This is a genomic window from uncultured Friedmanniella sp., assembly GCF_964244005.1.
Classification (GTDB): Bacteria; Actinomycetota; Actinomycetes; order Propionibacteriales; family Propionibacteriaceae; genus Microlunatus.
On sequence record NZ_CAXTHG010000005.1, the window covers coordinates 137,250 to 160,742 of the forward strand.

Here is a 23,493-nt window from a genome sequence, read left to right on the forward strand (position 1 = left end):
CGTTCCCTGACCCGTACGTGAGAGGTCACGGCGACGTCGGAAATACCGTTCAGGACGACCTTTTCCACCCGCTGGTCGACGGCTTGGTGACCGGTATCACGCCACCGTGGAGGCGCTCTGTCTGGGCACCGAGCGCCACGACGGCGCTCACCTTTCGGATGGAGCGCACCATGCCAGAAACACCGCAGGAACAGCTCGAGCAGGCGGGCGGGATCACCAAAGCGCTGCTCGACACCCTCGACCAGCTGGTTGACCGCATCCTCGGTCAGCAGACGGTGGACAAGAGCGGCAAGCCGCTCCGTCAGGTCGCGTACATGCACATGCCGAACGGCCTGCCCGTCGACCCGCGTCAGTACGCCAACCCCTGGACCCCGGCCGGTGGAGCCACCCTGGCGAAGCTGAACAACGACGGCACCCTGCCGAAGGTCGACCCGGTGCCGCCGCCCGTGCCGCAGCCGGCCGCCCCTGCCGGCACGCCGCCGGTCACCCCGGTGCCGGTCAAGCCCACCCAGGACCAGGCCCTGATGGCGTCGATGCAGGCCGCCCTGAACACGGCCTGGCTCTTCGACGAGATGCCCATGGTGACCGGGGACGGGACCTACCGGCCCTACCCGAGCACCCGCAAGCTCAGCTCGGCGTACGAGGGTCTCGTGCACTCAGTCCAGGCCGTCCCCCCGCCGCCGCAGCCGGCCGACGTCGCGCAGGCCCTGGCGGATGCCGAGAAGGTCCTCTACAACCACGACGCCGACGGCAACATCACCGGTCCCTCGATCAAGTTCCAGAACTGGATCAAGTTCTCGCAGAGCTACGCCGACGCCAAGGCCACCTTCGCCACCCAGCAGGCCCAGGCCATGGCCGACCCGATCCTCGGTTCGGTGTGGCCCGCGACCGGCGCCTCGCTGCAGCAGAAGGTGGACACTGCCTACCAGATCTGGCGCAGCTCGGGCGCCGACGACGTCGAGAAGGCCCTCGACCTGATGAACTCCGAGGGCGGCTCGGCGGCCGCGCACTTCGTCTCCCAGGCCCGCGAGCTGCTCGACAAGTGGGACCTCTCGCTGGCCGGCGCCGTCGCGGTCCGCACCCCGTACACCCAGGTCACCCCGGCCAGCTGGTACGACCACACCAACAATGACATCGGTTTCGCCGGGATCTCGGCCTCGTCGGACCGCTACCACAGCAGCGGCGGCGCGCAGAGCAGCAGCTTTGCCAACAGCTGGTACAAGGGGACGAGCTCCTCGACCCAGGCCAGTGCGGGTGCGAGCTTCTTCGGTATCAGCATCGGCGGTTCGGGGGGCGGCTCGTCCTCGGAGAGTGACAGCGCCGGTCACCAGGGCGGTCAGTCCTCCAGCCAGCACGCCGACTCCTCCACCACGGCGTCGATCTCGTGCGAGTTCGGCGTGATCAAGATCGAGCGGCCCTGGTTGTTGACCGAGCTGTTCCACATCGGTGGCTGGTACGTACCCGGTGAGAAGGCCGGCTGCGTGAGCGACGGCACGATCGCCGGCCAGGACGGCGACGACAAGAAGCTGCTGCCGATGATCACCACCCAGGCGCTGGTCATCCGCAACGTGACGATCACCGCCACCGGCTGGGGCGCGGCGGGCCAGGCCCTGTCGGAGTACCAGGCCAACCAGGCGGCGCACTCCGACAGCAGCTCCTGGAACGCGGGCGGCAGCGTCGGCTTCATGGGCTTCGGCGGCTCCGTCAGCCACACCGAGAGCGACTGGGCCGGCAGCCAGTCCTCCGACGCCTCGTCGAGCTGGGGCTTCTCCTACGACTCGTTCACCGACACGGGCACGCTGACCATCAACGGCTCGCAGATCGCCGGCTACATCGGCGAGATCGTCGGCTCGAACCCGCGGCTCGACGACCCGAACGTCGACAAGCCGGCGGACACGACGACGGACCCCGCGCCCGCCGACAGCACGCCGACGACTGACGGCACCCCGACGTCCGACGGCAGCGGCACCCCCGTTGCCCCGATCCTGACGCCCGCCGGCGCCAACGTCTGAACGGAGCTGCAGATGTCTGACGCCACTGGGCTCCTGGCTCTCGGCCAAGCACTCGATGACTACCTGAGCAGTGAGTACGCGCCGCCGCCAGGAACCCAGACGGCGTTGGGCTTCGTCCCCGGGGTCGCCGTCAACCCGTCCTCCTTCTCTCCGACCGGCGTCGTCAACCCGATGGCGGTCCAGACCTTCCTGAACGTCGTGACCAACCTGATGGGACCCGTCGTCGACGGCCGTTTCTCCGGCTTCCTCTCGGCCGCGACAATGTACGGGGCGTTGATCAACATGGCGACACCTCTCGACCCGCTCGGGACCCCCGCGGCCGACGCCTTCCTCCGGGTGGTCAACACCGCGCGGTCGGCCTTCGGCGGCAACGGGCCGAAGGAGCTGGTGGCCGTGCCGCTGAACTGGTACGACGCCACCAGCACCGGCGGCTGGTCGACCTACACCACCACCTCGAGCGAGCAGTCGGGCGAGGGCCAGAGCAGCACGAGCGGCACGGGCGAGCCGCCTACCGACACCTTGCCCGACCCCCACCAGTCGCCGCCGATCATCGACCAGACCCGGTTCGAGAAGATGTGGCGCTTTCGCACTCTCGACGAGACCGCGATCGCCGAGGTGGTCGTGCCGACCGTCGACCCGCCCGTGGCGGTCGAGGTGACCCAGCCTCCGGTGGTCGTCGCGGAGCAGCTGGTGAAGAGCCACCAGCCGGTCGTCCGTGACCACGTCGGGGTGGACCTGTCGGAGACCTCCGTCCGGACCAAGGGCCGGGTGTTCCAGACCAGGCTTTCGGCTTCGTCGGCGGACCTCCTGGTGCCCTCGACCGGCCGGCTCCAGCTGCGGGCGCCCACGCTCGCCGCCGGGTTCGTCGCCACGCCCCTGGCGCGGACCGTCGACGATGACGCAGCGGTACGCGTCCTCGCCGCCGGCTCTCGGCGCCAGCTGGTCGCCGCGCTCGCCCAGGACAACTCGGTCATCGCCGGGGACGGCGACCTCGCGGTCTCCCAGGCGCTGGCGCACCTGATCCGGGCCCAGTCGCCGGCCGTGGTGGCCGAGATCGACGACGACCGCGAGACCACCTCGACCCAGTCGATGGAGACCAACGAGCTCACCCTCTCCCTCGAGTACTGCTTCGTGCAGATCTCCCGCGACGGGTGGTGGAACGACGCGGTGCTCCGGATGCCGCGCTGGTACGCCCCCGGTCAGAAGGCGGGCGAGTTCAGCTCAGGGACCGCCGTCGGCGGGCTGCCCCTCGGCGTCCCGATCGCCATGGTGCTGACCCGCAACGTCTCGGTGAGCGGTCGCTGGACCGAGTCCGACCGGACGGCCGCCGAGAGCCACACCAGTCTCGGCCCCTGGTCGATGCAGGACTCGCAGATGGCCTACGACGCCTCCTCGGAGACGGCCACGCTGACCATGCCCAGCATGCAGGTGGTGGCGGTCGTCTGTGCCGTCCTGCCCGCCCTGCCGCCGTCGGACGACCCGAGCCTCCCGGCCGCCGCGCCGGACCCGGCCACCCACTAAAGCCCCACCCACGCTCACACCCACGAAAGATCGAGGTTTCACCATGGCCACCTACCCCAACGCCGAGTGGCGGCCGCTCGCCGCCGGCAGCCCCGGTGCCCCGATGGACGCGCACGACATCGTCTGCGTCCACACGATGGTCGGCTTCCTCGCCGGCACCGAGTCGATGTTCCGCGAGAACGGCTGGGCTGGCACCGAGTCGCACCTCGGGGTCGGCGGCCCCGCCGACGGCGCCCTGGACGGCACGGTCTACCAGTGGGTCGACACCGACGACCAGGCCGACGCCAACCTGCAGGGCAACCACCGTCTGATCAGCATCGAGACCAGCGACGGGGGCGACGAGAAGAACCCGTGGTCGGACGCACAGCTCGACGCGATCACCGGCATCATCGTCTGGGCGTGCCAGACCTACGACATCCCGGCGGAGCTGATCGCCGACAGCACGGCCGGGCAGCGCGGCATCGGCTATCACCGCCAGGGCATCGACCCGTGGCGGGTGGCGGCCGGTGAGAAGTGGTCGAACAGCAACGGCAAGGTCTGCCCGGGCGACGTCCGGATCGCCCAGCTGGTCGACACGATCATCCCGCGCGTCCAGGCGCAGGTGTCGGGCTCCGGGTCCGGGACGGTGTCCACGGCCCTCATCCTCGACGCGATCAGTCCGGACGCCGGTGTCGCCGGTGACCAGGTCGTGCTCACCGGCTCCGGGTTCGCGCCGGCGGACGGGGTGTCGTTCGGCGGCGTCTGGGTCGAGACGTGGACCATCGACAGCGACAGCCAGATCACCGCGACCGTGCCCGAGCCGAACGCCAGCGGCTCGGTCTCGGTGGCGGTCAGCACCCCCGACGCGACGAGCGACGGGGTCTGGTTTAGCTACGCCGACAGCTCTACGCCGCCCTCGCCGCCGACGTCATCACTGACCCTGTCCTTCATCGGTCCCGACACCAGCACCGCCGGCAGCCAGGTGGTGCTCACCGGGTCCGGGTTCCTGGCGGCGAACGGGGTGTCGTTCGGTGACGTATGGGTCGACACCTGGACCATCGACGACGACAGCCAGATCACCGCCACCGTGCCCGAGCCGGTCACCAGCGGCTCGGTCTGGGTCTCGGTGAGCTCGCCGGACGCGACGAGCGACTCGATCTCTTTCGCCTACGAGGAGTGACGGTCTCGTGCCCCCTATCCTAATGGGGGCACGAGCCCGGATCATGCATGAGGTGGCGGTTCTGTCCGCGAGTTGATCAAGCGAAGAGTGCTCCTGACCAGGGAGAATTCTTCTTGCGACGGACATATTTGGCTCTTCACAATGCAGGGTGTAGCCAGGGTCTGAATACGCCGGTCGGCGCCGGGCTCACCCTGTTCGAGCAGGCCGACGGGTAGCGCTACCAAGCGTTCGTCATCAACACCCGGAGGGGTCGGCTCGGGTTCCTCGAAGCCCGGCATCGCGCGCACGCCCGGGTCGAGGACCGGATCCGGATCGCAAGAGACACCGGCCTGGGCCGGCTCCCGTCGCGGGAGTCGCCATCCACCAGGTGTGGGTCCAGATCGCCGCAATAGCGGCCGATCTGACCGGCTGGCTCCAGCTGCTCGCCCTGCATGAGGCCTCCGACCTGGTCCGCGCTCGACCGAAAACGCTGCGGTTCCGGACCCTGCACGTGCCCGCCCGCTACAGCCACGGCGGCCGACGACGCCGCCTCCGGATACCGCCCGGCTCGCCCTGGGCAACTCAGATCGCCGGCCGCGTTCACTCGGATCACCGCCATCCCGGCACCCATCTGACCGGTCGAACCGGCCGACCACCACCACCCCACGGAACCCGCCCCGGAGCGCACCCGGCGGTCCGCCCCTGCCCGAAAGCAGAAACCATGACTCCAAGCCCAACCACGATCAAAGGCGGCTCCGACGCCGACCTCATCAAAGGACCGGGGCTGGGCGGCGAGTGCCTGGCGAAGACTCGACCAGTCACGGTTGGTGTCGTTGCGTTCGAGGCAGACCCTGCTCGTTGCTGATGCCAAACGTGGCGAGGCATCCCATTGGTCGCTGAGGTTCAAAGCGGCTTGGGGGCGTGCTCTCCTTTGAAGTTGCCTTGGCGAGCCTCAGGCCCCACACATCTAAATGACAAGTCAGCGCTTCCCCTCCTCCTGCGGAGGCGGTGGGAGCTTGACAGAGAAGGTATCAACCTGGGTGGCTCCGTCGGCGCTATAGACAGGGACTACGTACGCAACTCGTTTTCCGTTATTGTAAGCCTCTGTTCGAGCCTTCTGATAGGCGACAGCCTCTTCCGGGTTAGACGGCTGGTCGGCGTCTCCGAACACAAGCTTGCTGTCGGCATAACCCTCGATTCCGTGATTGCCCATCACTGAGACTAGATCCGGCGTGAGAGCGTCAGGAACACCGTTCTCTTCTCCTGCAGGCATCGGCACAGGACCGTAGTGACGTCCGTCCTTCGTAACACCCGACGCGACAGCAGACGCTGGTACCGGATGTGGGGCCGGGGCGGCAACCAGGGACTGAGAGGCAACTCCAGAGGCGATTCCGTAGCCCACTATCAGGACAGCGGCTATGCCGACAAGATATTGGTGAGGACGCATGAGTGAAGGCTCCTTCCTCAGTAGCTCAGGTACGGTGAGACGCGGGCATCATCGTCCTTGTGGTGCCGACGGCAGTTGAGCCAACGAAATAGTACGTGGTGTCGGGATTATACTGCCAACCCGAAGACAGACATACAGTTCCGTTTTGATTGACAACGGACGAAGCGCCGCCAATAAATCCAGCTGGACGAGCGTGAGGCCTGCCCGATCCACAATTACCATCACGGCTGATACTGTTCACTTCACCAACATACTCCGGTGAGTTAACAACGATTCGCGCTTGATCAAAGCCGCATAGGTGGACACCGCCCGTACTGAAAGTTACATTCGAGACCCCGGTCTGGTCCGACCTCCGGCGTCCCGGGTCGCCAGTGCCACGGGTGACCGCAGTCGTGACACTCGAACGAGCAGCCGTCCCGGACCTGCACGGCGAGCACCCCGAACGACCCGCAACGAGGGCACTGCACCACCCGGCGTACGGCCCGCTCGGGATCCGCCGTGGTCAGCCGGATCTCCTCCGAGGCGGGCGGAACAGGCTGGTCGTGGTCTGCCTCCGGGTCCGGCTCGGCGACCAGCGGGGGCGGGGCCGACAGCGACGCCGCCCCGGACACCGCGCCAGCCGCGCCGCGTTCGGCGGCTTCGTGCCAGGAGAGCCCACCCGTCGACCTGCCGGCGGCGGCTCCGGTCAACGTGAACCCAGCCTCCGCGGGCGCCGCTGGCCCCGGCGAGAGCGGCGGCAGGGCTGGCGGCCGGGTCTGCGGCCGGGGAGCAGGACCGGTGGCGGGGTCGCTCGACTCACCGCCGGTCGCCCGAACCGGTGCGGCGAGGGCCGTCGATTCCTGGTCGGCGGCGATCATGGCGACCGCGACCGCACACAGAGCTGCGACGAGGACCGCCCCGGAATTGACCACCCAGGGAAAGCGGATCTGCTGGTCGAGGACGAAGCCGATGGTGACCACGGCAGCCAACGAGCCCAGCGCGGACGCCGCGGCCACCCGGAGGAGCACCACCAGCCGCGGGACGGGTGCCTCAGCCATGCTTCACGAACCTCAGGTCGACCGGACCGTCGGTCTGGATCGGCCGGCACGACCGGCCGTCGATGGAGGTTCGCCACACCACGGTGTCGCCGTCCGGGCTCCAGCCGAGGTCGGTGAACCCCTTCGCCAGGCAGACCCCCTGCGCCGAGACCTCCACCGCGTTGGGCACCAGCTGCTGCGGCGCACTGCCGACCGGGAGACGGGTGAGGCAGTGCAGCTCGATCGCCAGCGCGGCGTCCGGGGAGGGTGAGGGAGAGATCGGCGGCGGTGCGCTGGGCGGCGGCGCGCTCGCGGTCGGCGTGGTCGGCTCGGCCACGGTCACCTCGGCGACCTGGTACGGCAGGGGCAGCGAAACGCCTTCACCCTGCCATTCTGGACGGTTTCCCGAATACAGGTCGACCAGTGCGTGCAGCGTGCTGAGCAGGGTCAGCGGCACCACGTGGGCGTCGATCAGGATCAGGCCCCACAACCCCAGGACGGCGGTACCCGTAGCGATCACGATAAAGACCAGGGTCACGATCAGCAACGTCGAATCGCTGGATCGCTGCGCGATATTCCGGCTGGCCGACATCGGACCACCATGCCCGCTCCGGTGACGTCGGGGGAGGGGTTGTCCGACGAACTCCGGTCACGAGATCACGCCGGCTACCTGACGTCGACGAAGTCTCCAGCGGTGTGGGAGGACCCGCTGGACCCGGTGCCGGCGAAGACGAGACGGTAGTAGCCGTCCTGGGTCCCGGACGTCACCGTGGTGCGGACGGTACCCGCGGTGCTCGTCTTCAGGCTCTTGATCGTCGCGTACGTGCCGTTCGTCGTCCGGAACTGCAGGTCGAGGGGCCGGCCGGAGTAGGGGAGGTAGCGGCCCCTGTCCCAGTTCGCCCGCTCCAGCAGCCCCGTCACCGTGACGGTGCCGCCCGCCCTGACCGGCTCCGGGCTGGCGTTGACCTTCAGTCGGGTGGCGCGGAGGACCTGGAGGTCGTTGGTGACGGCGGCTTCGGGCTGGTCGTCGAGGATCCGGAACGTCGTCGGCCACGGCCCGGCCTGGTCGTTGGTCAGCGCGGACGGCCTGAGGGTGATGGTGGCGTCGAAGAAGGTCAGGCCGTCGAAGCTCTCACCCTCGGCCAGCGGCACCCGGTAGATCTTCGGCCCGCCGTCGAGCACGACGTCGGTGGCGGAGGCGTTGGCGCTGCTCTCGGTCACGGCCATGCTCAACGGGACCTTCTTCGTCTTGCTGACTCCGACGACGACGGGGTCCCGCGGCGCGAGGGCGGCCTGGATCCGGAAGGTGGCCGGCCGGGGCGGTGCGGCCTGGGCCGGAGCCGCGGCCAGTCCGGTGGCCGCCGTCCCGACCACGGCGAGAGCGGCGAGTGAGAGGGCGAGGCGGCGCGGGGTGCGCTGCTGCAGCGTGAGGTGATGCATGGCGGTACTCCTTCTGAGCGGTGGTGGGAACCCCGACAGTGTGCTGGGCATCGGTTGCGGCCCGCTTGCGCTCGTGGGCCGGCCCCGGACCGCCGCTCTGCAACCGGGCTGCAAACCGCGCGAAGAAGAGCCTGCGACATGGTGCCGCGACTACGCGGCACCATGTCGCAGGCTCTTGTGACGTGGGCCCTAAGGCGAGATCCCCGCCCCGACGACGCCGATCAGGGAGGTGGCCAGCGCGCGGAGCCGTGGGCCGAGGAAGTATTCGCCGGTCTCGGCGGCGACCTCCGCCGACTGGCGGGCCCGCTCCCGGGCCGTCGCCAGGTCACCGTGCCGCGCGTACGCCTCGGCGGCGAGCATCCGGTAGGTCGGCGCGAAGATCTTGATGCCGCTGTTCCGGTAGGCCGCGGCTGCGGCGTCAGCCCGCTCCGGCCCGGTCGGGTCGCCCTTCATCGCGTCGGCCCACGCCTGCACCTGGTCGGCGTGCAGCTCGAAGATGCCGAACCCCAGCCGGTCGGAGAGCCGGCGGCACTGCTCGCCACGGCGGCGGGCCTGGTCGGCGTCGCCGCGCATGGTGGCCAGCAGGGCGAGGTAGAAGTCGCACTTCACCTGAACGTCCTCAGCCGTCGTCGAGGAACGCAGCAGCCCAGCCACCTCCTCGTCGGCCGCGGCTTCGTTCCCGACCGCGTGCTCGAGCATCGCGCGGTAGGCGTAGACGTCCTCGACCATGTGGAACAGCCGACCGGGCAGCTGGATGTCGACGCCGTCGGCCAGCAGCTGGCGGAGGACGTCCAGCTCGCGCCGGGCGGTCCTCAGGTCGCCGGACAGCAGCGCCAAGTGTCCGAGCACGAAGCGGGCTGTGCTGGCGGCGATCGGGGCCGGTCGGTCGGCCAGCACCTCCGCCGCGGCGGCCATCGACCCCGCGTAGCGGCCACGGACGGCGGTGGCGACGACGGTGCCGAGCCAGGCGGCCGCCGACGCGGCGTCGGTCGGCGCGGCCGGGGCCGGCGTCGGCAGTCGTTCCTCGGCGCTGCTCGCGGCCCACATCCAGAGGGCGTCGAGATGGCCTTGCACCAGGGCGTGCAGGGACTGGCGGACGACGGGGTCGGGGACCGCCGCCGCGAGCCGGAGGGCCTGGACGAGCGTGTCGTGGGCCGCTTCGGTGGCGGAGCGGCGTAACGCGTCCTCGGCCGCCGACACGAGATAGGGGACAGCTGCGGCCGGTCCGACCGCCGGCGCCGCGAGCACCAGCTGACGGGCGACCTCGAGCACCTCGTCGGTCTGCTGGGGGTTGCGCTGCTGCAGGGCGGCCGCGATCTTGGCGTGCAGGTGGACGCGGCGGGCCACCGAGAGGCGGGCGACCAGCGTCTCGCGGACGAGCGCGTGGCTGAGCGCGAACCGGCCCGTCCCGTCGCCGGTCTCGACCAGCAGCCCGGCCAGCAGCGCGGCCTCGCAGGAGTCGAGGACCTGTTCCTCGTCCAGGCCCGTCGTCCGGGCCAGCAGGTCGGGGGTGACAGGCCCGGACCCCAGCAGGGCCGCCACCCCGAGCAGCGAGACCGTGGCTGCCGGCAGCCGGTCGAGCCGGCGTCCCAGGACGTCCAGCACCTCGGCGGGCAGAGCCTGCTGGGCCGCGCTGGTGGTGAGTCCTCGCTCGGCGCTCAGCAGCTTGACCAGCTCGGTCACGAAGAGCGCGTTCCCACCCGTGCGTTCGGTGACGGCCGCGACGACCCCCGGCTCGGGCTCGCGGCCGTCGATGGTGCGGATCAACGCCGAGACGTCCTCGGCCGCCAGCGGCGCCAGCTCGACCCGGGTGACCAGGTCGCGGGGCAGCGAGCCGAGGGCCCGGTCGAGCTCGGCGGTGGGCTCGTCCGAGCGCACCGCGACCGCCACGAGGAGGCCGTCGGGGGCGAGCTCCTCGACCGCCAACCGGAGCAGGGTCAGCGTGTCGCGGTCGACCCAATGGGCGTCGTCGACCAGCACCGCCACGGGTCCCGACCGCTGAGCCCGCTCGAGCAGGTCGAGCACCCCGCGGAACAGCAGCGACCGGCTGAGCGGCGGCCGCGTCTCGGACGGGTCCTCCGGTGGAACGGGCTGCAGCGCGGCGAGAGCCGCCGCCGACGGGTCGTCGTCGCCGCGGGTTCCCTCGGCCAGGCCGGGGGTGGCGGCGGTGAGCTCGCGCAGCACGGTGACCCAGGGCCAGAGCGCCGGGGCCGCCCCGTCAGGCAGCCCGTGCCCGTGCACGACCCGGCCGCCGGACCGCCGCACGACCTCCTCGAGCGCGTCGAACACGGTGGTCTTGCCGGCGCCCATCGGGCCGCGGACGACCACCAGCCCTCCTGACCCGGAGGACGCGGCGCGCACCACGCTCGCCAGGGCGGCCAGCGCCGGTCGGCGCCCGACCAACGGCCATCCTGCGGTGGTCCGGGCCGGGTCGGGCCGGTCTGGATCGGCAGCGGGCAGCGACGGCTCCACCTGGACCAGGCTGCGGTCGGCGCTCGGTCGCGGGGCCCGCAGGACCGGGTCGTGCTGCAGCAGCTGGCGTTCGAGGTCGCGCAGGGCGGGCGACGGGTCGAGGCCGAGCTCGTCGGCGAGCGTCCGGCGCAGCTGCCCGTACGTGTCCAGCGCCTCGGCCTGCCGACCCGTGCGGTAGAGCGCGATCATCAACGCGCGCCAGCCGCGCTCCCGGAACGGTCGGGCTGCGACCACGCGACGTGCCTGGTCGACGACGACCTCGGGCTCACCGACCGCGAGCCTGGCCTCCAGCAGCGTCTCGACGGCCGCGTCACGCAGGTCACTGAGCCGGGTCGCCTCCGTCCGGGCGAACGGCACGTCGGCCAGGTCGCCCAACGCCTCGCCCGACCACAGGCCGAGCGCCTGGTCGAGGTCGGCGACGGCTGACCGCAGCGCGGTCGGCTCCCCGGACTGGGCGGCCGCGCGGCCCCGGTCCAGCAGCGCGCTGAACCGGGATAGGTCCGTCGCCTCCGCCGGCAGGCTCAGCACCCACCCGGGTGGCTGAGTGGTGATCTGGGCAGGCGTCGGTTCCAGCACCCGCCGCAGCCGGGACACGTACGCCCGCAGCGTGAGGACGGCCTGCGCCGGTGGGCCGTCGGGCCAGAGCTCGTCGATCAGCCGGTCCGTGCTGACGACCCGGCCGGCTTCCAGCGCGAGCAGGGCGAAGACGGCCCGCTGCTTGACGCCGCCGAGCGGCAGGGATCGCCCCTCGTGCCGGCACGTCACCGGGCCCAGTAGCCTCACCTGCATAGCGAGCAGTGTGGCACCACGCCGCGGGGGCCGACCAGGTCTGGCGAGCACCGAGGGACGTGTCGGCAGGGCTCAGGCCTCGCGTTCGTCCGGCTCGAACAGCCGCGCGATCCGGACCTCGAGACCGGCGGCCGCCAGCTGCTGCACGATCTGCTCCGGATCCGTGCGGTCGGGGTCGAAGGTGGCGAGGGCCCAGGTGACGTACGGGTCCACGTGGGCCCGTGTCACTCCCGGGCAGCCGAGCAGCGCGGCGGTCAGCTGGTCGTGTCCGGCAGTCTCGGCGCACCTGCCCAGGTCGAGCGTGAGGTCGCGGCTCGGAGTCGCGGACGGGTCGGTCGCGGAGTCCACCCGACCACTGTCCCGATCGCGGTTGCAGCGGACTTGCACCGCCCGTCCCGCCGGTCCGTGGTCACGGCCCAGCCTCAGCGGCTGACCCTACTGGGGCGGCGGGTCCGACTGCCGGCCGAGTGACCCGATGGCCGCCACGATCAACAGGCAACCGACGGCACCCGCGAGGGTGAGCTGCTCGTGCAGCAACAGCACGGCCAGCAGCACCGCGACGACGGGTTCGACCAGGGTGGCGATCATGGCGACCCCGCTGCTCGTGCTGCGAAGTCCGGCGTAGAGCAGCGCGTACGCGAGCGCCATCGTGACGACGCCGAGATAGACCAGGAGCAGCCAGGAGGGAAGGTCGGTCGTCGTCAGCGGGTCGCCCCGGACGTAGGCGACGGCGAGCACGCCCGGCACCAGGACGGCGGCCGCCACCGCCAGGGTCGCCACGGTGATGGTGAGGGTGTCGAGGGCCTGCGACAGCGGTCGGGCGACCTCAGCGGAGAGGCCGAACGCAGCCCCGGACGCCAAGGCGCTGACCACGCCGATGAGCGGGCTCGACGCCTGGTCGCCCGGGCCGCTGCCGAGCAGGCTGACCAGCAGCAGCCCGGCGATGGCCATCACCACCGTCAGGAGGTGGGTCGCCGCGGGGAGCCGTCGTTGCCGGACGGAATCGATGACGAGCAGGAGGACCGGGGCAAAGCCGAGGCAGATCACGGTCGCGACGCTGACCCCGCTCGCGACGACGGCGACGAAGAACAGCACCTGGAAAGCGATGGTGAGCAGTCCGACCGCCGCGATGCGCCGCCCGTGGCTGCGGGCCGCGGCCCAGGAGATGGCGAGCCGCCGCCGGACGGCGATGGCGCCGGTCAGCACGAGGACGGCCGCCAGGGTCCGGTAGGCGCTGATCGTCAGCGGGGACAGTCCCGACCGCTCGTGCACCAGACGGACGGCGATGCCGAGGGTGCCCCAGATGACCCCGGCGGTGATCACCAGGACCAGTCCGCGTCCCGCAGTCGACGCGGTCCGCTGGCTGCTGGAGCTCAGGTTCTGCCCAGGGTTCGGGTCAGCAGCCGGCCGAGCTCGCTGACGCCGTGCACCAGCCGGTCGTCGGGTACGCCCGAGAAGCTCAGCCGGGCGTGGTTCGGCTCGTGGTCGACCGGGAAGAAGGTGGCGCCGGGCACGTAGGCCACCTTGGCCTCGGGCAGCAGGGTCTGGGCCATGAACGCGGCGGCGTCGAAGCCGGGCGGGAAGGTCAGCCAGGTGAACAGCCCGCCGTCCGGTTCGGTGAACTGCACACCCGGCGGCAGCGTGCTGGCGAGTGTGGTGAGCATCAGGTCCCGCTTGTGCCGATAGACGGGGACGACCCGGGCCAAGTGGGCGTCCAGGTCGTAGCGCCCGAGATAGCCGGCGGTGGCCGCCATGTTCAGCGTGCTGTTCTGGGTGTCGGCGGCGAGCTTGAGCAGCGCGAGCCGCTCCAGGACCTCCGGGCTCGCGTGGGCCCAGCCGAGCCGCAGTCCCGGGGCCAGCAGCTTGGAGAAGCTGCCCAGGTGCAGCACCTGGCCGACGGTGTCCAGGCTCTTCAGCGTGGGCAGCTCCTCACCGGAGTAGCGCAGCGGCCGGTAGGGGGTGTCCTCCACCACCAGCACCCCGTACGCCTCGGCGAGCTCGAGCAGCCGCCGTCGCCGGGGCAGGCTCAGGGTGACCCCGCTGGGGTTGGCGAAGTCGGGCACCACGTAGATCATCACCGTGTCCGGATTGGCCTCGAGCACCTGCTGGAGGTGGTCGGTGTCCATCCCGTCGACGTCGGTCCGGACCGGTGCGTAGCGCGGTTCGTACGGGTTGAAGGCGATCAGCGCCCCGAGGAACGTCGGGTTGTCGGTGACGACTACGTCGCCGGCGTCGATCACCAGCTTGCCGGCCAGGTCGAGCCCCTGCTGGCCGCCCTGGATGATCAACACGTCGTCCGGCCCGGCCGGCATCCCGTCCGCGGTGAGCCGTGCCGCCACCGCGCTGCGCAGCTCCGGCAGCCCCACCGACGCGGTGTACTGAAGGGCCGTCGCGTGCTCGGGGGTGAGCAGGTCGGCGTACACCTGGGCCAGCTCCGCCACCGGGAACAACGACGGGTCGGGATAGCCGCCGCCGAAGGAGATCACCTCGGGGTCGGTGCCGAGCCGCAGCAGCTCGCGGATCGCCGACGGCTGTACCCGGGCCATCCGGGCCGCGTACGGGATGGTCACGAGAACGCCAGGCTGGACGGCTGACCGGCGCGCAGCGCCGCCAGGTGCTCGTCGAGGTTGACGTGGTCGAGCAGGGACTCTCCGGCCTCGATCTGGAACCGCAACGTCTGCTCGCGCTGGTGGATGTCCTCGGCCGCCCCGATCACGGCAGCAGTCGCGTCGACCGTCCCGACGACGATCCCGTCGTCGTCACCGAAGACCAGGTCGCCGGGCCGGACCTCGACGTCGCCGATCATGACCGGCACCTGCAGCACCGGTACCGCAGAGGCCGGGAAGGCCGACGGGGCGACCCCGTGGGCGAAGACCGGCAGCTCCAGCCGGGCCAGGGTGCGGCTGTCGCGGCAGCGTCCGTCGATCAAGATCCCGGCCAGCTGGCGGCGCACGGCCTCGGTGGCGAAGAGCTCCCCGGCCACCGCGTGCTCGTCGCCGCCGGCGGCCACGACCAGGACGTCACCGGGACGGGCCTCCCGCAGGGCCAGCAGCATCCCCAGCAGGTCGCCGCGCGCCTCGACGGTGAACGCCGGCCCGGTCATGGTGAGCCCGGGCCGGACGGGCCGCAGCGTGGGCGGCAGCACGCGCAGGCCCCCGGACGGTTTGTCGGCGTCGACCAGCGAGGTCGTGTCGATCCGGCCGAGCCGGTCCAGCAGGTCAGTCTCCGACGGCATGGCATGACTCTGCCACGGTCGAGGCTGGCGACGCCAAGCGTCCGCAGCACCAGCACGGCTGGTTGCTTCAGCTTCGTCGAGGGGCCGAGCTCGTCCCCAGCTGATGAAGCGTGGACTGAAGTCCGCAGGGGCTCCCGCGCGCCGCCAGCTCGCTGCCGCAGCAGCCCCCCTGATTACTGCATTGTCGAGAAACCACACGGTTGAATGGTTTGACGATCAAGTAACATTGCGGTTGTGCGAGGCTGACGCCGAAATCCTCCCGATACCTGAAGATCAGGTAATGTGCGTGACGCCGCACGTGAGGGAGCAGAGATCGAGATGGACACGACAGACGACGCGGTGCAGAGCCTGCGGTCTCTCATTCTGGCGGCCGAGCGTTACCGCGCGGTTCTTGCCGCGCACGTGGGGCTCGGGGTCACCGAAGCCCAGGCGGTGAGCTCGCTGAGCGTGCACGGCGGCCGTGGCCAGAAGGAGCTTGCCGTAGACCTCGGACTCACCAGTGGGGCCGCGACGGCCCTCGTCGACCGACTTGAGAAGCAGGGGATCGCGCAGCGTTCCCCCCACGCCTGGGACCGTCGGCGCACCATCGTCCGGCTGACCGCGCGCGGGCACCAGGTCGTCGAGGAGAGCCGAGTCTGGCTGAGCGCGCTGTTCAACGACGCCACTGAGGACGAGCTGGAGCGGCTCGCCCCCCTGCTGCGGGGGGTCGCCGACCGGCTGGGCGACCGCTGCCGCGAGATCGAGGCCTCGGACGGCTGGTCGTACCGGCGTGCCTGAGCTCATCCGTCGGCGTCGGTGGCTTCCCGTGGCGCCGAGGAGGTCGACTGACCGGCGACCGCGCCGCCCGGTCGCTGAGGGCGACCGAGGCTGCCGGTCTCGCGGCGAGCTTTGATGGCCGACGAGGCCGGCACCGCCGGCCTGGACCCAGAAGAGCCGGCGGCTGGTGACTCCGCGGCGGTGGTGGCGGGGCCAGTCGACGCACTGGTCGACGGGCTCGAAGATGCTCCTGGGCGCCGGAAGCGGGTCAAGCGGCTTCTGGTCGCGAACGGTGCGATCGCCGACGAGTACGCCCTTTCGGCGCTGTACCGGCGGGTCACCGAGCGCAGCGCGTGGCTGGTCGACGCGTCGACCGCGTCGTTGGCCGTGATCGGCACGACCGAGCAGCCGCTGGAGGTCCTGCGGGCCAGCGGTGGGGAGGCCGCGGTGACGGTGCCGCTGACCCCAGCCGACGAGCGGGCCGTGGCGGCGCTCGCCCGGTCCCTCGAAGGAAAACAGGTCCGCCGACTGTCCTGGCCGCGCCCCACGCCCGGCATGACCCTGCCGTGGCGCTCGGGAGCGATGGTCGTACCCCTGCACTACCGCAGCGAGCTGCTCGGGGTCTTGGTGGTGGAGGCTCCTGCCGGCCGCCGGTTCACCCCGGTGGATCGTGAGGCACTGGCGAGCTATGCCGTCACCGCGGCTGTCGCCATCGAGAACGCCCGGACGTACGAGCAGTCACGGCGGCGCCAGGACTGGTTGACCGAGGCCACGGATCTGGTGAACGGACCGCTGGCGACGGCCGGCATCGAGGGTGGCCTGCGGCTCATCGCCGAGAGCATCTGCAGGCTCGCCGACGCCAATCAGGTCCTGCTCTGGCCCGACACGGCGACGCAACGGGTCCTGGCCGCCGGGTCTGAGGCGGCCAGCGCGCACGAGCTGGAGGTCCCGCTGGAGCCGCGAGAGCCGATGGTGGCCGCGGCTCGGCGTGGCCACCGCGGGCTGGTGACGACCGCCCCTGCGCATCCCCACGCGCCGCTGACCCGCACCCTGGCCAGCCTGAGACTTGGGCCGGTCCTGCTCGTCAGCTGGGCCGCGGGGGACAGCACGAGGTTCATGGTGATCGGCCGGCGGCGGGGGCGGACGCCGTTCTCCGAGTTCGACCTCGATCTGGCCACCGCCTTCGCCGCTCAGATGCAGACGGCGCTGGAGCTCCAGCAGGCGCGGCTGATCATGCAGCGCTACAGCGTGATCGAGGACCGTGAGCGGATCGCGAGCAGGCTGCGTGACGACGTGGTCCCCGACCTCTTCGCGGCCGGGCTCACGCTGCAGGGTCTGCGCTCGCTCGTGCCGGCCGCCCGCCTACGGGCCAAGCTCGACGAGGCGGTCCAGCTCATCGACACCAGCATCGTCGCCCTTCGACGCTCGATCTTCGCGCTCCGGACCGACCTGGAGAAGGACCCGGACGAGGGGTGACGAGAGACTCTCCAGCAGTGCTCGACCCTGAGCCGATCGGCCAGTCCGGCAGCAGCAGGACGACCTCGGATCGGCCGCTGCGGAGAGCCCGGGCCGCTGCTGAGGACAGGTAGCCGAGCTCGGCGGCGGCGGTGTGGGGCGTCGGGGACGAGCGCTCGATTCTCCCGGTTCGCGCGGACGGAGGGCGCTCGCACTCGGCCGTCAGCCTTGCCAGGGGCCAGAAAACGTCTTTAGATTACGTACGCGCGCAGATGCGCGCTTCACTGGCGAGTTCAGTCGGTGCCACAGCGTCCGAAGGAGTACGCATGAGCAGCTCAGGTCCCTACGACGAGCGTCCCCCGACATCTGACACGCAGGGCGGGGTCGGCGTCCAGGATCCGCACCAGCACCACTGGTTCGATGTCCCCACCAAGGAGGTCGGACCGCGCTACGTCGGCGGACTGGTCTTTGCCCAGCTGATCTTCTTCATCGCTCTGCTGGGGCCGGCGATCGTCGGTATCGGCCTGAAGGTGCAGTCGGCGATCCCGCCGGCACAGCAGATCACCGCCGTGGGCATCATCGCCGGGTTTGGCGCGCTGTTCGCCGTGATCGGCAACGTGTTGTTCGGTCGGCTCTCGGACCGGACCGCCTCCCGCTTCGGTCGGCGTCGCCCCTGGATCGTGGGCGGTACGGTCGTGATGACACTGGCCTTCGTCGTGATGGCGCTGGGCCAGAACGTCGCCGTGATCACGGCCGGCTGGTGCCTGGCGCAGCTCGGCGCGAACGCGACGCTCGCTCCGTTCGTCGCCACGATCTCCGACCAGGTGCCCAAGTTCCAGCGGGGCAGCGTGTCCGCCCTGCTGGGGATCGCGCAGAACGTCGGCATCCTCGGCGGCACGTTCCTCGCCCAGCTGTTCAAGGACCACCTGGTGGTCCTGTTCGTGGTGCCCTCGATCTTCGCGATCGGGGCGATGCTGCTCTTCGCCGTGATCCTGCCTGACCAGAGGCTGAAGGTGAAGCCGCCCAAGATGACGGGTCGGGAGTGGCTCGAGACGCTCTGGCTGAACCCGGTCAAGTTTCCCGACTTCGCCCTCGCCTGGTGGTCGCGGTTCTTGATCACGCTGGCCACCTTCATGTTCACCACCTTCCGGCTGTTCTACCTCCGCGACGAGCTCGGTCTGGCCGAGAGCGCCGCGCCCGCCGCGGTCACGTTCGGCGTCTTGATCTACACCATCGCCCTGGTCGCTTCGGGCTGGGTGGCCGGCAAGATCTCCGACCGCACCGGTCGCCGCAAGTTCCTGGTCGCCGGTTCGACGCTGCTGTTCGGCGTCGGGATCGTGCTGCTGGCGCACGTGTCGACGCTGAGCGGTTTCTACGTGGTCGAGGCGATCCTGGGCTTCGCGTACGGGATCTACGTCGGCGTCGACCTCGCCCTGGTCATCGACGTCCTGCCCAACCCCGACGACGCCGGTAAGGACCTCGGCGTGTTCAACATCGCCAACGCCCTGCCCCAGAGCGTGGCGCCGGCCATCGGTGCGATCCTGCTGGGGGTGGGTGCCGGCTCGACGAACTACGAGCTCCTGCTCTACACAGCAGGCGCCGCCGCCCTGATCGGTGCCCTGGTCGTGCTCCCGATCAAGAAGGTCCGGTGACCGCCGTGCCCGAGGTCGACCAGCAGCGGCGGGTCCCGTCCGTCCAGACATCGAACCAGATCAGGAGCACCACGCCATGAGTGTCTGCGTTGCCGTGACCGACAACAGGGAGGGCCAAGCCGCCCTCGTAGCGGCGGGCCTGGAGGCGGCCCAGCTGAACGTCCCGCTGGTGGCGGTCAACCTCACCGCAGGCGACCTCGACACCGCCGACATCGCCGCGCACGTACTGCTCGAGGTCGTCGTACCGGCTGCTTCGAGCCTCGACGAGGTGGAGCAGGTGCTCCAGGTGCTCGACAACCGCCCCGAGATCACCCGGCTCGTCGTGGGGGTGCGCAAGCGTTCTCCCGTCGGCAAGGCCGTCCTGGGCAGCATCGCGCAGCGACTCATCCTCGAGGCGACCCTTCCCGTGCTGTGCGTCAGGGCCACTGACGGCTGAGGGTGGGGGACCGTCGGACGCCGAGCAGGCCGGACAGCGATGCCCGACGCGCTATCCTGGGAGCCCTCGTGCGCCACAGTCGACGCTGCCTCACCCGCAACGTTCCCAGGAGCCCGACCATGAGTACCTCTTTGTCCGCCAGTGCTGTTCCGCCACGCCGGGTGCTGTTCGTCGGCGACGACGCGACCTCCCCCCAGATCGCCGCCAGCCTGTTGCGCGATGCTGCGGGGGACCGGGTCACGGTCGATACGGCGGCGACGCAGCCCATCGAGCCCGGCGGACGCTCGGACGAGATGTTGGTGGCCATGGGCCTCAACCCGGCCGAGGAGAAGCGGCTGAGCACCGGAGCGCTCTACACCGCCGACCGGGTGGTCGTCCTCGGTACCGACATCGACGTGGCCCGACTCCCCGGTCCCCGCTACGAGGAGTGGGACCTTGCCCACGAGGACCTCCTCGCCCGGGTCCAAGCGCTCAGCGAGGACCTGACCAGCGTGCTGACCCCGAGACCGCGTGGTTCGGCGGTCGTGGACCGGCTGCGCGCGCTGCTCAGACATCGCCAGCTGCGTCGGCGTCCGTCGTCCGCGGCGGCGGTCCTGACGGACTCAGACTGAACCTCCACCACACTGCACCCGTGGCATCGACAGCTCGACCCCAGGTCAGCGCGGCTTCCCAGGTGGCTGCAGCGCCGTCGAGGTCGCCGCTGCTGACGTCCCAGCAGTAGCGGTCGGGCGTCCGCGAACTGCGACAGCCGGCAGGTGTCGTGCGGCGCGCGCACCAAGTTCACGAGACCAACCGGACGCGTGGGGTCGGCAGAACCGGTGGTGCGGCGCCTGGGACACGCGCCGGCGACCCCGCGCAGCCGGCCCAGGGGTTGTCGGGAGGCCCGAGCGCGAGTTGGGTGGGGGCATGACGCTGACCACGAGACCGGGAGCTGCCACGGCGTACGGGACCGAGCCGGGTGACCCTGACCGGGCCGCCTTCCTCGGCGGGCCGGGCGAGCGGCTGACCCCCGAGCAGGTCACCAGCTTCGTCGCCTCCGCCCTGGCCGCCGCCGACGTCGACGGTGCGTCGGTCTGCCTGGTCGTGCCGGACGGCACCCGGACCTGTCCGCTGCCCCTGCTGCTGGCCGCCGCCCGGGACGCACTCGCAGGCCGCGCCCGGCAGGTCACCGTGGTGATCGCTCTCGGCACCCACCAGGGAATGAGCGAGGACCAGCTCGCCCGGCACCTCGGCTACGACCCAGGCGACAGCGAGGCGACGTATCCCGGCTGGCGGATCCTGAACCACGAGTCCTGGCTGCCCGAGACGTTCACCACGCTCGGCACGATCGGGCCCGAACGGATGGCCGAGCTGACCGGCGGGCTGATGAACGACCTGTCGGTGGACGTCCGGATCAACCGCCACGTCGCCGAGGCGGACGTGGCGATCGTGGTCGGGCCGGTCTTTCCGCACGAGGTCGTCGGCTTCTCCGGCGGCAACAAGTACTTCTTCCCCGGCGTCTCGGCTGCTGAGCTGATCGACCTGTCGCACTGGGTCGGCGCGCTGATCACCAGCGCAGAGATGATCGGGACCCGCGGTGTCACCCCGGTGCGGGCGCTGGTCAACGAAGCGGCGACGATGATCCCGGCCCGGCGGCTGGCGCTCTGCCTCGTGGTCGCGTCCGGCACCGACACCTTGCACGCGGCCGCCTTCGGCACCCCCGAGGACGCGTGGGCCGCCTGCGCCGCCGTCTCGGCCGAGACGCACGTGTCCTACCGCGACGCACCGGTTCGGCGGGTGCTGTCGATCATGCCGACCAAGTACGAGGACATCTGGACCGCGGCCAAGGGGTTCTACAAGCTCGAGCCGATCGTGGCCGACGGCGGCGAGGTGATCATCTACGCCCCACACATCACCCAGATCTCGGTGATGCACCCCCACATCGCCGAGATCGGCTACCACAACCGGGACTACTTCCTCGGCCAGTGGGAGCGGTTCCGCGACCAGCCGTGGGGCGACCTCGCGCACTCCACCCACCTCCGCGGCCAGGGCACCTGGAGCCCCGAGGCCGGGGAGCGCAACCGGGTGACGGTCACTCTCGCCACCGGCATCCCCGAAGACGTCGTCCGCAGCGTCAACCTGGACTACCTCGACCCCGCCGCGGTCGACGTCGCCACGTACGAGGCCGACCCGGACACCTTCGTCGAGCCCCATGCCGGGGAGGTCCTCTACCGCCTCCGGCCCCGCGCGCCCTGAGCGAGAGGGCGCCGCTGACGGCTGCCCCCGCTCACACGCCTTCGAGGCGTCCGCCACGAGATCCATCGTCGGGTCAGCCTGGTCGCCCTCGACGAGCTCGGGACGCGTTGGCCAGTCCTTCCTGGAAAGACTCGGGCCCGCGCTGAGCGGCAACAAGCGGCAAGGGGTGGCCGGCCATCGGCCCGGGTCAGCAAGATGGCGTACGTGCCCACTCCAGCCAAGCTCTGCCTGCATCCCGATCGCCTGCTACCCGCCGACCCGGTGCTGCGCCGGCACCTGGTCTCGGAGACGGCCCGGATGGTCTGCGACGACGGCCCGACCACCTTCCACGACCTCCTCGCCACCCACCCGCGACGGGCCTTCCGGCTGTGACCGGGCCCGCCCCCCGGCTGTCCCGCTCCCTACCCGGCACCTCCGCCGCCGCCCCCGTCCGGCTGGTGCACCTCGGCCTCGGCAACTTTCACCGTGCCCACCAGGCCTGGTACACCGCCCACGCCTCGGACTCCGCCGAGTGGGGAATCGCGGCCTTCACCGGTCGGTCCCCGGCGGCGGCCGAGGCGCTGGCGCCGCAGGACGGCCTCTACACGTTGCTCACCCGCGGTCGCGACGAGGACACCGTGGAGCTGGTCGGGTCGCTGTCGGCCGTGCACCCGGTGGGTGACCACGAGGCGCTGCTCGGCTACCTGGCCCGGCCCGAGGTTGCCGTCGTCACCATCACCGTCACCGAGGCGGGCTACCTCCAAGGCCCAGACGGGCGCCTCGACGCCGACCGGGACGTGGTCGGTGACGACGTCGCGAAGCTGCGGTCCGACCCTCGGGCGGTCGTCACCTCGCTGCCCGCGCGCCTGGTGGCGGGCCTGCTCGCCCGCCGAGCCGCCGGAGCCGGTCCGATCACCGTGCTGTCGTGCGACAACCTGCCCGACAACGGCGCGGTGACCCAGACCGTCGTCCGCGACCTCGCCGCCCTCGTCGACCACACACTGGTCGGCTGGGTGGACGGCCACGTCGACTTCGCCACCTCGATGGTGGACCGGATCACCCCGGCCACCACCGACGAAGACCGGGCGCTGGTGGCCCAGCGCTGCGGCTGGATCGACGCCGCGCCGGTGCCCACCGAGCCGTACCACGCGTGGGTGGTGGCCGGTACCTTCCCGGCGGGCCGGCCCCGCTGGGAGGACGCCGGGGTCACGCTCGTGGATGACGTCACCCCGTTCGAGCAGCGGAAGCTCTGGCTGCTGAACGGCTCGCACTCGCTGCTGGCCTACGTCGGCAGCATCCGGGGCCACGCCACGATCGACGAGGCCATCGCCGACCCGTCCTGCCGGGCCTGGGTGGAGAGCTTCTGGGACGAGGCCGGTCGGCACCTCACCGTCTCCGCCGACGACGTCGCCGCCTACCGCGCCGCGTTGGCGGACCGGTTCGCCAACCCGCGGGTCCGGCACCGGCTCGCGCAGATCGCCGCGGACGGTTCGCAGAAGCTGCTCGTCCGTACGGTGCCCGTTCTAGCCGCCGAACGCGCCGCCGGCCAGCTGCCGGTCGGCTGCGCCACCACGGTGGCGGCCTGGGTGCTGCACCTGCGTGGGCGCGGCGCTCCCGTCCAGGACCCGGGGGCAGGCCACAAGGCCCTGGCCGCCGCGACGCAGCCCGACCTGCCGACGGCGGTCCGGGACGTGCTCGACCTGCTCGAGGAGGGCCGAGGCGTCGACGTCCCGTTCGTCGACGCCGTGCTCGGGCAGGTACGGGCGATCGAGGGCTGACCGGCAGCCGCGAAGAACGGTGTCCAGACCGTGGTTCTTCGACGGGTACGCCTTCGGCGCCCGTGCCGCCCGGCGGCTCCGCCAGCTGTCGCTCCCGCACGAGTCGACCCGGAGGAGAAGAGCACGCAGACA

At 71.1% G+C, this 23,493-nt stretch carries 20 protein-coding genes; 11 read left to right on the forward strand and 9 right to left on the reverse strand.

Translation table 11 applies throughout. From position 1 onward, the window contains the following. The first annotated feature begins 170 nt into the window (after positions 1-170). The 3 genes from ACFE76_RS05020 to ACFE76_RS05030 are packed head-to-tail and all read left to right on the forward strand — an operon-like array spanning position 171 to position 4,692. Positions 171-2,012 (forward strand): hypothetical protein, encoded by a 1,842-nt coding sequence (locus ACFE76_RS05020; protein ID WP_375430646.1) that lies wholly within the window; start codon positions 171-173, stop codon positions 2,010-2,012. Positions 2,013-2,024: 12 nt separating this feature from the next. Then, positions 2,025-3,533 carry a hypothetical protein gene (locus tag ACFE76_RS05025; RefSeq protein ID WP_375430647.1) on the forward strand — a complete coding sequence of 503 codons (1,509 nt, stop codon included), beginning with the start codon at positions 2,025-2,027 and terminating at the stop codon, positions 3,531-3,533. 43 nt (positions 3,534-3,576) lie between these two features. Next, positions 3,577-4,692, forward strand: coding sequence for an IPT/TIG domain-containing protein (locus tag ACFE76_RS05030; RefSeq protein WP_375430648.1), 1,116 nt, complete (start codon positions 3,577-3,579; stop codon positions 4,690-4,692). 958 nt (positions 4,693-5,650) lie between these two features. Here ACFE76_RS05030 and ACFE76_RS05035 read toward each other — a convergent pair. The 9 genes from ACFE76_RS05035 to ACFE76_RS05075 all read right to left on the reverse strand — a co-directional run bounded on the left by ACFE76_RS05035 (position 5,651) and on the right by ACFE76_RS05075 (position 15,070). Further along, positions 5,651-5,944 (reverse strand): hypothetical protein, encoded by a 294-nt coding sequence (locus ACFE76_RS05035; protein WP_375430649.1) that lies wholly within the window; start codon positions 5,942-5,944, stop codon positions 5,651-5,653. A 458-nt stretch (positions 5,945-6,402) separates the two neighbouring features. After that, the gene (locus ACFE76_RS05040; RefSeq protein ID WP_375430650.1) at positions 6,403-7,155 is read right to left on the reverse strand and encodes a hypothetical protein; all 753 of its coding nucleotides are present in this window, start codon (positions 7,153-7,155) and stop codon (positions 6,403-6,405) included. Further along, the gene (locus ACFE76_RS05045) at positions 7,148-7,672 is read right to left on the reverse strand and encodes a hypothetical protein (RefSeq protein ID WP_375430651.1); all 525 of its coding nucleotides are present in this window, start codon (positions 7,670-7,672) and stop codon (positions 7,148-7,150) included. The genes ACFE76_RS05040 and ACFE76_RS05045 overlap by 8 nt, the downstream gene beginning before the upstream one ends. Before the next feature lie 128 nt (positions 7,673-7,800). Further along, positions 7,801-8,574 carry a hypothetical protein gene (locus ACFE76_RS05050; RefSeq protein WP_375430652.1) on the reverse strand — a complete coding sequence of 258 codons (774 nt, stop codon included), beginning with the start codon at positions 8,572-8,574 and terminating at the stop codon, positions 7,801-7,803. Positions 8,575-8,763: 189 nt separating this feature from the next. Next, positions 8,764-11,835 (reverse strand): BTAD domain-containing putative transcriptional regulator, encoded by a 3,072-nt coding sequence (locus ACFE76_RS05055; RefSeq protein WP_375430653.1) that lies wholly within the window; start codon positions 11,833-11,835, stop codon positions 8,764-8,766. A gap of 72 nt (positions 11,836-11,907) precedes the next feature. After that, a complete protein-coding gene (locus ACFE76_RS05060; RefSeq protein ID WP_375430654.1) occupies positions 11,908-12,183 on the reverse strand; it encodes a hypothetical protein in 276 nt (91 codons plus the stop codon). An 87-nt stretch (positions 12,184-12,270) separates the two neighbouring features. Beyond that, complete coding sequence (locus ACFE76_RS05065) at positions 12,271-13,212, reverse strand: DMT family transporter (RefSeq protein WP_375430689.1); 942 nt, start codon at positions 13,210-13,212, stop codon at positions 12,271-12,273. After that, on the reverse strand, positions 13,209-14,405 hold the full coding sequence (locus tag ACFE76_RS05070; protein ID WP_375430655.1) for a PLP-dependent aminotransferase family protein: 1,197 nt from the start codon (positions 14,403-14,405) through the stop codon (positions 13,209-13,211). Before ACFE76_RS05070 ends, ACFE76_RS05065 begins: the two co-directional genes overlap by 4 nt. Then, complete coding sequence (locus tag ACFE76_RS05075) at positions 14,402-15,070, reverse strand: RraA family protein (RefSeq protein ID WP_375430656.1); 669 nt, start codon at positions 15,068-15,070, stop codon at positions 14,402-14,404. The genes ACFE76_RS05070 and ACFE76_RS05075 overlap by 4 nt, the downstream gene beginning before the upstream one ends. 318 nt (positions 15,071-15,388) lie before the next feature. Here ACFE76_RS05075 and ACFE76_RS05080 point away from each other — a divergent pair, with 318 nt between their 5' ends. From ACFE76_RS05080 to ACFE76_RS05115, 8 genes are all read left to right on the forward strand, one after another. Then, the gene (locus ACFE76_RS05080) at positions 15,389-15,847 is read left to right on the forward strand and encodes a MarR family winged helix-turn-helix transcriptional regulator (protein WP_375430657.1); all 459 of its coding nucleotides are present in this window, start codon (positions 15,389-15,391) and stop codon (positions 15,845-15,847) included. A 114-nt stretch (positions 15,848-15,961) separates the two neighbouring features. Then, a complete protein-coding gene (locus ACFE76_RS05085; protein ID WP_375430658.1) occupies positions 15,962-17,302 on the forward strand; it encodes a GAF domain-containing protein in 1,341 nt (446 codons plus the stop codon). A 305-nt stretch (positions 17,303-17,607) separates the two neighbouring features. After that, a complete protein-coding gene (locus tag ACFE76_RS05090; protein ID WP_375430659.1) occupies positions 17,608-18,933 on the forward strand; it encodes an MFS transporter in 1,326 nt (441 codons plus the stop codon). A gap of 76 nt (positions 18,934-19,009) precedes the next feature. Further along, on the forward strand, positions 19,010-19,369 hold the full coding sequence (locus ACFE76_RS05095) for a universal stress protein (RefSeq protein WP_375430660.1): 360 nt from the start codon (positions 19,010-19,012) through the stop codon (positions 19,367-19,369). 119 nt (positions 19,370-19,488) lie between these two features. Next, entirely contained in the window at positions 19,489-19,980 is a 492-nt protein-coding gene (locus ACFE76_RS05100; RefSeq protein ID WP_375430661.1) for a hypothetical protein, read from the forward strand. Between the two features lie 295 nt (positions 19,981-20,275). Next, positions 20,276-21,604: a lactate racemase domain-containing protein gene (locus ACFE76_RS05105; protein WP_375430662.1), complete on the forward strand. Its 1,329-nt coding sequence runs from the start codon at positions 20,276-20,278 to the stop codon at positions 21,602-21,604. 204 nt (positions 21,605-21,808) lie between these two features. Continuing rightward, a complete protein-coding gene (locus tag ACFE76_RS05110; protein WP_375430663.1) occupies positions 21,809-21,976 on the forward strand; it encodes a hypothetical protein in 168 nt (55 codons plus the stop codon). Continuing rightward, entirely contained in the window at positions 21,973-23,361 is a 1,389-nt protein-coding gene (locus tag ACFE76_RS05115; protein ID WP_375430664.1) for a mannitol dehydrogenase family protein, read from the forward strand. Before ACFE76_RS05110 ends, ACFE76_RS05115 begins: the two co-directional genes overlap by 4 nt. Positions 23,362-23,493 lie beyond the last annotated feature (132 nt).